Consider the following 10,919-nt stretch of genomic DNA (forward strand, 5'->3'; position numbering starts at 1 on the left):
GATCAAAATCTTTGAAAATAAAAAAATCCTGCATTTTTCATGCAGGATTTTTTTATTAGTCATTTTTCGTAAAGTAAGAAACGAAACGAAGAATTTCTAAGTATAACCAAACTAATGTAAGCATTAGTCCCATCGCAGTGTACCACTCCATATATTTCGGAGCTTGACTACGTACACCATTTTCGATTAAATCGAAATCTAGTAATAAGTTTAATGCAGCAACTACAATAACAACTGCACTAATAATAATACCGATTGTACCGCCTTGGTGAATGTATGGAACAGTCACACCAAACATGTTTAATAGAAATACGACTAAATACATAACCATAATTCCAAGTGTTGCTGCCATCACGCCTGTACGGAATTTATCCGTTACCTTTACTACGCGTGTTGCATATAACACTAACATTGCAAATAGAATTGAGATTGTTAGTAATACAGCATTTAAAACGATAGAATCGCCAAATTTCATTGTATAAACCGCTGAAATACTACCTAATACAACCCCTTCTACCGCTGCATAGATTGGTGCACCAAAAGGTGAAATACGCGGGAAGAACATAGACGCAAATGCGATGATTGCCGCAACGATTAAAGCACCAATTAATACAGGCATCTTCATCGTCCCCTGCATCATTTGTATGTATGAATAGACAGACGTTGCAAGTAGCAAGATAAGCATAATAAAGGTTTTGCCTACTGTTCCGCCAATCGTCATCGCAGAAGCGCTTGCTCCCTCTTTACGGAATGCCTCTTTTTTCAACATTGGATTAGATGTTCTCATTTTTTCCCTCCTAAAATAGGTTCTACCAATAGTGTAAAGTTTTTCTCTTTACTTTTCAATATATGCAGCTTGTTTTTATTTTAATCCTTCAACGATGTCTGATAGTTCACTCCATCTTTCCATCGTTTTTTCTAGCTCTTCTTCTGTTTTCTGCTGTGCTTCAGATAATTCTTGTGCCTTTGTGAAGTCAGATCCAACTTTCGCAAGTTCTTCTCCAATTGACTCAATTTTCTCTTCTAGTTCGGCAATTGTATCTTCAATTGTTTCCCATTCACGCTGCTCATTGTATGAAAGTTTACGTTTACGTTGTTGTTTCGGAGCTTCTTCTACCACTTTTTTCTCTTTCTGCACTTCCGCTTTCTCAATAAGTTCTCTCGTTTTTTCCATTTCTAAATAATCCGTATAACTCCCTAGAAATTCGCGCACTTCTCCTTCTCCCGCAAAGATGAACAACTCATCTACTACTTTATCTAAGAAATAACGATCATGCGATACAGTTAAAACGACACCTGGAAAATCTTCTAAATAATCTTCTAACACTGTTAATGTTTGTGTATCTAAATCATTCGTAGGCTCATCCAGTAATAGTACGTTCGGTTCCCCCATTAATATACGTAATAAGTATAAACGTCTTCTCTCGCCACCAGATAGTTTACCAAGCGGTGTGCCATGTGAATGCGTCGGGAATAAGAAACGTTCTAGCATTTGAGATGCACCAATTACTTTTCCGTCTGTCGTATGAATAACTTCTGCAATCTCTTTAATGTATTCAATCATACGCTGATTTAAATTCATCTCTTCATTTTCTTGCGTATAATAAGCAACTTTTACAGTTTGCCCTACTTCAACTTCACCACTATCAGGAGATAGCTTACCTGCAAGCATATTTAAAAGAGAAGATTTCCCACTTCCATTCGCTCCAATGATTCCGATACGATCTCCTGGTTTCACAATATGATTAAAGTTGTGTAATACCGTTTTATCACCGAATTTTTTCGTTACATCTTTTAACTCAAGTACTTTTTTCCCAAGGCGGCTACCGCTAAGTGCAATATCAACTGACTGTTTTGCAGCTGGGCCTTCTTGTCCCTTTAGCTCATCAAAACGCTGAATACGCGCCTTTTGTTTCGTAGAACGGGCTTTTGCACCACGGCGGATCCACGCTAGTTCACGACGATATAAGTTTTGACGTTTTGATTCTTGCGCAATTTCTTGCTCCTCACGCAAAGCTTTCGCTTCTAAAAACGTGCTATAGTTTCCTTCATAACTATATAGCTTTCCATTATCTAATTCGAAAATACGATTCGTTACACGATCTAAGAAATAACGATCATGGGTTACAAGTAATACAGCACCTGTATATCTTGCTAAATATTCTTCTAACCATTCCACTGTCTCATGGTCCAGATGGTTTGTAGGCTCGTCTAAAATTAATAGATCAGGTGTTTCAATAAAACATTGTGCCATTGCGATACGTTTTTTCTGTCCACCAGATAAATTCCCAACAATTGCAGTGAAATCTGTAATTCCTAATTTCGTTAATAACGATTTTGCATTCGCATTTGCTTCCCATGCACTCATCGCATCCATACGTTGCTGCACTGCAAATAATTGTTCCTGTACTTTTTCATTACTTGGATCTTTTTCGATATTTAATAACGATTGTTCATAATCACGAAGAAGACGAATTAAAGGTGTATCACCATGGAACACTTGCTCTAATACAGTAAGCTTTTCATCAAACTCTGGTTGCTGTGATAAATAACTAATTGTATACCCACGTGAATGCGTCATATCACCTATATCAGGAATTTCTAACCCTGCAATAATTTTTAATAATGTCGATTTACCAGTACCGTTTACACCAATAATTCCGACACGTTGTCCTTCTGTAATACTACATGATAATCCATCAAATAACGGTTTTTCTCCGTATGATTTCGATAAGTTTTCCACAGTTAACATTTTCATATTTGTGCATTCCACTCTTTCATAAATTGTTCAATAAACTGTTCCATATAACGATGACGAACTTCAGCCTCTTGTTTTGCTGCGTTCGTGTTCATTAAGTCTTTTAGTTTCAAAAGTTTTTCATAAAAATGATTTAAAGATGGATCGTTATTTTTTCTATATTCATCTTTCGTCATCACTTCACGCGGAGGAATAGTTGGATCATACATTAATCTCCCTTTTGCTCCACCATACGCAAATGTGCGAGCTATTCCAATTGCTCCAAGAGCATCTAAGCGATCCGCATCTTGAACAATCTCCCCTTCAAGTGACTTCACTTTGCCACCATGACCACCCTTATAAGACATGTTGGCGATGATATGAAGAACATGTTTGCTTTCCTCTTCTTCCACATGTAACTCTTCTAACCAATCAGAAACTTTTTTCATTCCTGCTTCTTCACTCTCATTTAGCTTCTCATCTGCCACATCGTGAAGTAATGCTGCCATTTCAATTATAAAACGATTTCCCCCTTCTTGCTCGGATAAAGAAATCGCCAGTTTATGTACGCGCTCAATATGATACCAATCATGCCCACTCGCATCTTTTTCTAAAATATGTTTTACAAAAGTAATTGTTTTTTGAATCTTTTCTTGTTTTGTCATTTTATCTTCACCCAGTTACTTATTGTAACACGCCCGCATTTTTTCATCACATATTTTCTTGTCCGCCCATACACTGAGTGGTAAGCATCATCATGGAGGAGGAATAAATATGTTCTATAATAATCAACCGCCTTATCCACAACAACCATTTTACCCTCAGCAACAGGACCAAAGATACACAGAGCAATATGAAGAACACGAGCTACAAGAGCAAAAATATGAACAAAATCCATACGCATCACAACAAAACCAAGAAGCTAATCATCAACAAAATTCATTCGACACACGTCCTAATTATGAATATCCTCAAAACCCATATGCAGCACCACAAGATCAAGAACAAGAACAACAATTTCAGCAAAATCCATATGTAACACCACAAAATCAAGAACAACAGTATCAGCAAAATCCATATGTAGCACCACAAAATCAAGAACAACAATATCAACAAAATCCATACGCAACTCAGCCTCAACAACCACAATATCAGCCACAAATGTATCAACCAAACTATGACGCGCGTGTTTCACCACCTAAACCACCAACAATTGATCCAACGCAACCTCAAATTTTACCTCCTGGACCAACATTCGATATTACACAGCCACAAATCTTACCACCTGGACCAATTACAGAACCGACACAACAACAAATTCAACAATTTGTCGGTACACAGTTTTTACCTTTAAAGAAACCTGTACTAGATTTCGTAAAACCTTGGGTAGATTACGGTTTAAATGAAGCAAAACATACATCACACAAACATGCTTTAACAGAAGTTGCTGCAATTATGTTTTTAGTTGGGAAAGGATTCAATCCTACGATTGCACATTATATTGTAGAATCTTGGGAGAAGAATGAGCAGTTTTAGGGTTGTTCGTTTTATATTATATAAAACTATAAAAGTGTCACAAATGCCTGTTATACAAGCATTTGTGACACTTTTTATTTGTTATATTATATTCTATTCCAAAGAGGTATTTCATATTTTTTCGCGTTTTTTTATATTATTTGCGAGCAAAATGTGAGCAAATAATATCCTTTTAATTAAACTGTACTAGGGCGATTTTCATTTTAAAGACCATTCATTCAACATAAATTCCCACAATAAATTTTGTATTACAATCCCCTTGATAAATAGGTATTATCGTGGATTACCTATTGAGAACTATAACAAACACATATGTTGGAAAATATATTTTTTTGAGGAAACTTTAACCATTTATTCTTATAATTATATCCGCGATATTTTTCCAGGAGGGTTCCTATAAAGAACAATAGGATAATGGACATACATACTAGGCACTCCCCTTCTTTAATACGTTCATAGAAATATAGAAAGGGTTTATACGATGGGACAATTCCAAAGTAATTTACAAACAGCAACACAAATTGCTACGAAAATGGGATCAGCTTCTGACAGGATTCAAAGTGCAACAAGTCGTTCTATAACAAAGGCGACGCGTACAACACTATCTGTTAACTCCAAAGCACAAGAAGCGAGCCAACAAGTTTTAGATTTGACGAAACAATTTTCTGTAGCCTTTCAACAAGCGGTTGATAATATTCATTCGGTAGCTAACGAGTTTGAGAGAATGGATAAAGAACTTCAAAATATTTTTCGCTAATGTGATAACCTACGTAAAGTAAAACGGTAGGAGGAAAAAGATGAGTCAAGATATTGAAAAACAAATGAATCAATTAAATCAAAAATTACGAAGTGTATTTGAAGAACAGAATCGGAATCAATCTGCGATTCAAACACAGGAACAAGTAGAAGAGGATTTTCATGTATGGAAAAATCAAAACCATCGTTTGTTTGACCGTATTTTAGGAACTTGGCATAGAGATAGAGAAATGTCATTGTTTTTATGAATATGAGTCAAGATGCACAATATATTGAGCGAAAACTTACTTTCGAATTGGAAAATCAAAAAGAAACATTACTTAAGGAAAAACGAAATCTTAGTGACTTAGAAAATGACCTTTACTATCAAAAACAGAATCTAGCAAAGGAGGTCAATTCATGAGTTTGAATATGTATCTAGGGGAAGTACATACGCAAACACAAAGCATGAACGCTGTATGTACCGCTACCATTCAAGGTATGGAACAAGCTATTCAGTCGATTGATGCTTTTGCAATTGATACTGTTCTACAAGGACAAACATATAGCAGTGCAAAAGCATTCTTTGCACAAACCTTTCGTCCATTAGCACAAGGAATTATTTACTTGTGTGAAGAACTAATTCGTCAGAATGATGCCTTTCCAAGTCAATTTCAATCACAGGTAGCTTCAACTGATGTAATTGAACATGAAATATTAGAACAAATTCGAGAAATTGACCGAATGAAGGCAAGTATGGAAGCCATCAGTCAAGCTTTGCCAATCCCGGGTATGGACGCTATGACGAATTTTTTTATTGCCATGAGGCGCAAGCTTCAAGAAAAGTTAGATCATTTGTATCAGTTCAACCAAACATCTAGTAATAACTATAATACAGCAATTCAATTAGCCGCTATCATTGCGACGGGTCTTGCTGAAGTCCAAAGTGGGAAAGGTTTTAGTCCTGCTAGTGGTACATTTAGTACACAAGGGTTGAATATGGAATGGGCGGCTTCTATTCAAGCGATTGCAGAAGATAGGAATCGTCAGGCTGATAATTCAATTGAAGATGGAGAAATGTGCGGTAGGATAGAAAAGAAATCTCCGATTAGAAAGGCTTGGGACGATAAGATAGACGATGTAGTTACAATGTTCGAAACAGTAAAAAAGATGTGGAATGGTACTGTAATCGGAACAGGGAAAGCTGTTGAAGATGAAATCAAGTCCATGGAAACTTTAAGCAATATGGATATAGGAACTTTTATTAATGTTACATATGCGATTTTACATTTGGATGAAACGACAAAAAATATGTGGCATGCATTTTCAAGTACTGTGAAACGAGATATAATAGATGGAGATGCAGAGAGCATTACACAATGGACTACTTATGGATTAACACAAATAGGCATTGGTCTAATTCTCGATAAGGGACTAGGTAGAGCAGGCCTCGTCACAAAAGGAGCAGGTGGAGCAAGTACATTAGCTAAAGGCGTAACGCTAGTAAAAGAATTGAAGCAAACAGCTGATATTTTACAATCTTTTAAGAAAGATGTTTCATATGCTTTTGCAGGTATGAGTTCATTCAAAAATGAACCACCTACAATTAAAGATTTCTTTGTCAAAGCAAACAGTGGAGAAAGTAAGGGATTAAACAATAAAATTGGTAAGGATTCTAATCTTAAAAAGAATATTGAAATTGTCGAAAATAGAACAATTGCATTTAATAAAGCTAAAGACTTAGCTGGTATTCCTAAATCACAACAACCTACACGCCAATGGCAAGTAGGAGATGATATATCTAAAAAAGGGTATGAATCAAAGAACTATGAATATAGTGCTAATCACACTCACCATGGGCGTTATTATGAATATGATACCCCTCAAGGTAAACGAGTTATTGTTGAGCATATTAATGATGGCGTATTACATACACATGCAGGTAAACCAAAAGATGGCGCTAATCCGTATACTTATGATTTTAAGAAGGAAAGATACTCTAACATTTACGGGTCTAATAACGATCATCACATTTATTATAACAAATGAGAGGCAGGGAAATTATGATATATCAAAATGAGAAGATTCGTAGAAAAAAAGCATTAATCAGTGCCAAAAAAGTCTTTAGCCAATTTTCAAATTTAGAACTTATTGAATTTGAAAATCCCGATTCTGAATGGATAAAACTGTTCGACACAGCTTTGAAACAGTTTCGTAATATAGACTCTAATCCAACATTTCACATTCCTATTGGTGATGTTAAAAGTAAGTATATTTTATGGATTGAAAGTTCTTTAGGTTCTTTAAGTTTTTCAAATCATAAAACAGAATATTTTATATTAGTTCCTAATTGTTTAGAGCCGGTATGGGCAAATGTTAGAATATTGAATTTCACAAAATCTATCGAGGAACTTTGGGACATTTCTGAAACTAATGAATTTATAATTGCTGATAAGAGTACAGGGCAAATTGCACAAATATTTTCTGAAGAAGAATGTTATGAAATTCACTTTAAGCGCTGCAACACAGACCTAATTGACTCTTAAAAAAATTAATTTGTAAATTAATATTAGTATTAGGAATTTAAGCCTTGATTAGCTAAATGTTTTTCAAACTTTCTGAATAGATGAGTATAGCAACTTGTGTAAAGTGATTGAGCAAGCAGTAAAAAATATATTATACAAAAGAGCACCCCTTAATTAGTGAATGCTCTTTTGTAACTCCTACTTCACATATACAAAGGCTTCATTTGCTGTTACATAGTATGTTTTACCTTTGTTGTTGTGTACTTTTGAAACCACCTATTACTTAATAATTACATGTTCCTCACGAATCCAACGATTACCACCAATATCAACATGCCCATCTTGTCTATTAAACAACTGATACGGCTCACTTCCATCCACAAAACCAGTGTCATTGCCGCTCGGCCCATCGTAAGTTCGGATTTGATACCCTGACCAATATTTAGTGTATGCATAGAACCATTGAACATCAAAATGTTTTAGGTAAGCCCACTGTTTTTCATTTCCGAGGCAGATCATATTCTTCTCTCCACCACCCCAGTATCCTTTATGGATTAAGTAAGGGATTTTTTGTGTGATACGTCCAGCAAAAATAGGATCAGCAGGATTTTCATATAGATTCACACCATAACCATCACCGTATTTCGATGTTGCATGTCCAATGCCCTCTTTTTGAATAGGCTGAATTGGATCAATCGGGTTAATTGGATTTAGTTCATTACCACCAATAAACCAAGATAATGGCTTGTCTCCATTTAGAACATTTAAGTCAACTTTTCCTACACCATCAAGCCAACCGCCTGTTTCTCCATCTGCATATTGCCATAGATCACACGCATAGGCAGGTTTATTACTTCCATAACGAGGAATCCATAAAAAGTCTGCTTTCACCTTATTTAAACCATATTGATTGTACATATGATGTGATACATAAAATCCGACTTTCCAGCCTGCCGCTTTACATGTATCAATAAAAGCTTGAGAAGCAGCTGCTAGATTGTCGGGGCCACAACTTTTTAATGTATCATCCTCACAATCTAGCACTAAGAATTTAGCATTTGAATTTGTTCTTTTCATAAAATCGTTCGCTTCCACAATTGCATCATTAACAGAAACATAGCATCCATACGCATAGGCAGCATGTGGAATACCACGTTTCTCTAATTGCGCTACATGTTGTTTATATAATACATCTACTGTATCTGATCCATATTGAACACGGCAAATCGCTAAACTAACTTGAGGAGCTAATACATCCCAATTAATACTGTCATTCCATTTTGAAATATCGATAATATGTTTTTTCATTATTGAACATCTCCCTTTTTATCTTCTTGTTTTTGTTTACCACCTAAAATTTCAACCGCGTTTGTCAAAGCTTGTGGAAGTGAGATTCCCATACGTCCAGCGTTTTCTAAAAGTGATAGCAACTCATTTCCGATAAAGAAAAAGATTGTAGCTTCACGAATAGCACTATTGCTTCCGAGTGCTGTATCTAATTGAGTTGCCACTCCAACCAAAAGAAAAAGCACCACCTTTTTGGCGATGCCTTTGAATCCAACTTTACTTTTCAACTCTCCGTTATATCCTGCTGCAATCATTCCTGTAAGATAGTCAATGATTGCCATCGTAACTAAGATTTTCAATGTTGTATCCCATCCTCCCAAAAAGTACCCGCAGAAGGCACCAAAAGTTGCAATAAAAGCTTTTAATAATACATCGATTCGATCCACTATTTTACCTCCTTATTTAAATTAAATAGAGGACCACATTTTGTGACCCTCTTAATCTATAAAAGCCGTATTTTGTGCAAAATAAAAAACAGCTTATGGCTGCTCTGTTTGTGTTATATTTTTAGTTGTTGTTTCATTTATCAATTTCCCTACTAATTCTTCTAAAGTCATTATTCGTTTTTCTTGTTCCACCTCCTTAAGTCTTTGTCCTTCAAGTTTTTGCTTTAACATTCCAATATCAAACTGCATATTGTCTGCTTTCCAGTCTAATTCTTGAACCGCTTGCATTGTAATAGAAACAGAGTCATAGAGTGTGACTGCATCTTTTTCTTTTGTTGTGAATACTTCATCAGTATCTTCTGCAATCATACCGTAATTTACAGGTAAAACATCAATTTCACCTGCATTGTATTTTTCAACATCAGAGATTAAATTATATTGTTTAATTCTTAAGTTATTAACTTTTTTTAGTGCTGAGAAAGGTAAATCTTCGATGTTCGTTTTAACTTTCCGTGTAGACGTATTAATGAAATTCTTTGCATACACATCTGCATTACAGCCAATGTTCCCTATTGTTCGTAATATGCCTAGTTTCATGTTTCCCCAAGAAGTTCCTGTTCCATTTTTAATCTGCAATCCGTCCCCCACATAATCAGGATGCCTTGCCACTCTAAGCGTAAGCTGATTTGCAAAATTGAAATCTACATCACCTTGATTTGTTGAAGCTAAATCTTTAATTACCATTGCTGGGAATGACTTATTCTCACTTGTGTAGAAATTAAAATAGCCACGTTTAGAAGTAAAGTTAATATCCTTAGAAGCGCTTAAATTTATAAAACCAGTTGTTGATCCTGTAGCATTAGCATGTAAGTTCACGTTTCCGTTATCATTCGTAATCTTGAATTCACCTTGAGACTTGAGCTCCATTCCTCCATCGTAACGATAGAAATTAATGTAACTTGATTTCAAGATGTCATTCCCACTTCTACCAGTAACAATTCCAATAGAAGCAACTGAGTTAGTCCATTGAGTACCTGCAATTGTAGTTTGATCAAGTACTAAAGAACCATTGAGGGTTCCTGAACTTGTATAATCATTACCTAAGATTAGAGCAGACTGAATATTACTATCTGTACGGTTAATAAAACCAAAGTAACCACGAGCCTGATTGCTGCCGTATAAAGTCATGTTCTGAGCATTCAAGCGGATTTGATTAGCTCCTGATCCTTGAGGTGCTGTTTGAATAGTTACCCCTTGTGAAGAAAACAGAATACTATCAATAGCATTGTTAAAAGAAATAGCTAAAACTATTAAATTTCCAGTTAATCAAGGGAGACTCTTTTTCTCTAAGGGTGGTAAATTTGAAGCAGTTAAACTGAACATTGCTGAAGTATTTGAGAATTTAGAAGCGTTATCAACCATATCAAGATTTCTAACTGGATATGCAGATTTTGTATTAGTTGGGGACGATTTAGAATTCGGGATTGTTATTGAGCGCACTGAATACCACTACGAATTCAGTATATGGGGCGTATCCACAATATGAAATACGAAAATACAAAAGACCACTTCAAAAATGAAGTGACCCCTGTCAAGTAGACAGTATTCAAAAAACACAACTAAGCAACCTGAGTTCTATATTTATATGGACTC

At 35.5% G+C, this 10,919-nt stretch carries 10 protein-coding genes and 3 pseudogenes; 6 read left to right on the plus strand and 7 right to left on the minus strand.

Annotated features, from left to right (window positions below; translation table 11 throughout):
• Window positions 1-55 precede the first annotated feature (55 nt).
• The 3 genes from JDS82_RS16375 to JDS82_RS16385 form a co-directional block, all read right to left on the minus strand.
• Window positions 56-787, minus strand: a complete 732-nt coding sequence (locus JDS82_RS16375) for a Bax inhibitor-1/YccA family protein (protein ID WP_001260655.1) — start codon at window positions 785-787, stop codon at window positions 56-58.
• Between the two features lie 75 nt (window positions 788-862).
• On the minus strand, window positions 863-2,758 hold the full coding sequence (locus JDS82_RS16380) for an ABC-F family ATP-binding cassette domain-containing protein (RefSeq protein WP_000783162.1): 1,896 nt from the start codon (window positions 2,756-2,758) through the stop codon (window positions 863-865).
• Window positions 2,755-3,402 (minus strand): HD domain-containing protein, encoded by a 648-nt coding sequence (locus tag JDS82_RS16385; protein WP_000165959.1) that lies wholly within the window; start codon window positions 3,400-3,402, stop codon window positions 2,755-2,757. The genes JDS82_RS16380 and JDS82_RS16385 overlap by 4 nt, the downstream gene beginning before the upstream one ends.
• Window positions 3,403-3,511: 109 nt before the next feature.
• Here JDS82_RS16385 and JDS82_RS16390 point away from each other — a divergent pair, with 109 nt between their 5' ends.
• From JDS82_RS16390 to JDS82_RS16410, 5 genes and pseudogenes are all read left to right on the plus strand, one after another.
• Complete coding sequence (locus tag JDS82_RS16390; RefSeq protein ID WP_199713598.1) at window positions 3,512-4,273, plus strand: hypothetical protein; 762 nt, start codon at window positions 3,512-3,514, stop codon at window positions 4,271-4,273.
• 481 nt (window positions 4,274-4,754) lie between these two features.
• On the plus strand, window positions 4,755-5,030 hold the full coding sequence (locus JDS82_RS16395; RefSeq protein ID WP_000529672.1) for a TIGR04197 family type VII secretion effector: 276 nt from the start codon (window positions 4,755-4,757) through the stop codon (window positions 5,028-5,030).
• A 40-nt stretch (window positions 5,031-5,070) separates the two neighbouring features.
• A pseudogene (locus tag JDS82_RS16400) lies at window positions 5,071-5,432 on the plus strand (DUF3958 family protein).
• Window positions 5,429-7,057, plus strand: coding sequence for a T7SS effector LXG polymorphic toxin (locus JDS82_RS16405; RefSeq protein ID WP_081257021.1), 1,629 nt, complete (start codon window positions 5,429-5,431; stop codon window positions 7,055-7,057). The pseudogene JDS82_RS16400 and the gene JDS82_RS16405 overlap by 4 nt, the downstream one beginning before the upstream one ends.
• Before the next feature lie 14 nt (window positions 7,058-7,071).
• Window positions 7,072-7,554 carry a hypothetical protein gene (locus JDS82_RS16410; protein WP_002192948.1) on the plus strand — a complete coding sequence of 161 codons (483 nt, stop codon included), beginning with the start codon at window positions 7,072-7,074 and terminating at the stop codon, window positions 7,552-7,554.
• Window positions 7,555-7,731: 177 nt separating this feature from the next.
• On the opposite strand, the pseudogene JDS82_RS29560 reads toward JDS82_RS16410, so the two are convergent.
• The 4 genes and pseudogenes from JDS82_RS29560 to JDS82_RS16425 form a co-directional block, all read right to left on the minus strand.
• Window positions 7,732-7,800 (minus strand): annotated as a pseudogene (locus tag JDS82_RS29560) (N-acetylmuramoyl-L-alanine amidase); the annotation flags it as partial.
• A 12-nt stretch (window positions 7,801-7,812) separates the two neighbouring features.
• Window positions 7,813-8,841 (minus strand): GH25 family lysozyme, encoded by a 1,029-nt coding sequence (locus tag JDS82_RS16415; RefSeq protein ID WP_199713599.1) that lies wholly within the window; start codon window positions 8,839-8,841, stop codon window positions 7,813-7,815.
• Complete coding sequence (locus JDS82_RS16420; RefSeq protein ID WP_064056669.1) at window positions 8,841-9,266, minus strand: phage holin family protein; 426 nt, start codon at window positions 9,264-9,266, stop codon at window positions 8,841-8,843. Before JDS82_RS16420 ends, JDS82_RS16415 begins: the two co-directional genes overlap by 1 nt.
• 93 nt (window positions 9,267-9,359) lie before the next feature.
• Entirely contained in the window at window positions 9,360-10,469 is a 1,110-nt protein-coding gene (locus JDS82_RS16425; protein WP_242474906.1) for a tail fiber domain-containing protein, read from the minus strand.
• Window positions 10,470-10,515: 46 nt separating this feature from the next.
• Between JDS82_RS16425 and JDS82_RS16430 the strand changes: the two are divergent.
• Window positions 10,516-10,812: pseudogene (locus JDS82_RS16430) on the plus strand (YxiF family protein); the annotation flags it as partial.
• Window positions 10,813-10,919: the final 107 nt, after the last annotated feature.

The sequence above is a fragment of the Bacillus cereus group sp. N14 genome (assembly GCF_016483555.1).
Classification (GTDB): Bacteria; Bacillota; Bacilli; order Bacillales; family Bacillaceae_G; genus Bacillus_A; species Bacillus_A wiedmannii.

Coding starts and splice junctions, on each gene's coding strand:
- JDS82_RS16375 (WP_001260655.1), bottom strand. CDS start 787: ATGAGAACATCTAATCCAATGTTGAAAAAAGAGGCATTCCGTAAAGAG.
- JDS82_RS16380 (WP_000783162.1), bottom strand. CDS start 2,758: ATGAAAATGTTAACTGTGGAAAACTTATCGAAATCATACGGAGAAAAA.
- JDS82_RS16385 (WP_000165959.1), bottom strand. CDS start 3,402: ATGACAAAACAAGAAAAGATTCAAAAAACAATTACTTTTGTAAAACAT.
- JDS82_RS16390 (WP_199713598.1), top strand. CDS start 3,512: ATGTTCTATAATAATCAACCGCCTTATCCACAACAACCATTTTACCCT.
- JDS82_RS16395 (WP_000529672.1), top strand. CDS start 4,755: ATGGGACAATTCCAAAGTAATTTACAAACAGCAACACAAATTGCTACG.
- JDS82_RS16405 (WP_081257021.1), top strand. CDS start 5,429: ATGAGTTTGAATATGTATCTAGGGGAAGTACATACGCAAACACAAAGC.
- JDS82_RS16410 (WP_002192948.1), top strand. CDS start 7,072: ATGATATATCAAAATGAGAAGATTCGTAGAAAAAAAGCATTAATCAGT.
- JDS82_RS16415 (WP_199713599.1), bottom strand. CDS start 8,841: ATGAAAAAACATATTATCGATATTTCAAAATGGAATGACAGTATTAAT.